1 protein-coding gene is annotated in these 215 nt (G+C 60.9%); it reads right to left on the bottom strand.

Translation table 11 applies throughout. The features are described 5' to 3' along the window. A partial coding sequence (locus EJC77_RS15820) for a transposase (RefSeq protein ID WP_420820330.1) occupies positions 1-215 on the bottom strand: 215 nt, incomplete at both ends.

The raw sequence follows: 215 nt of genomic DNA, 5'->3' as shown, positions 1-215 counted from the left end.
AGGTCCCGGAACCAGCGCTCGACCAGGTTCAGCCAGGAGGACGAGGTCGGGGTGAAGTGCAGGTGGAACCGCGGATGCTTTCCAAGCCATGACTTGACGTTGGCATGCTTGTGGGTGGCGTAGTTATCGATGATTAGCGCGGATTTCCGCGCAGCTGGTTCGGGGCAAGGGTCAGGCGAACTCGTAGCGGAGTTTGCGGTTTCCCCACCAGGGGA

It is taken from the genome of Specibacter cremeus (genome assembly GCF_003946885.1).
In the GTDB taxonomy this organism is placed as follows: Bacteria; Actinomycetota; Actinomycetes; order Actinomycetales; family Micrococcaceae; genus Specibacter; species Specibacter cremeus.
The sequence above is the reverse complement of the archived record's forward strand: the minus strand, read 5'-3'. Positions and strand labels throughout refer to the sequence as shown.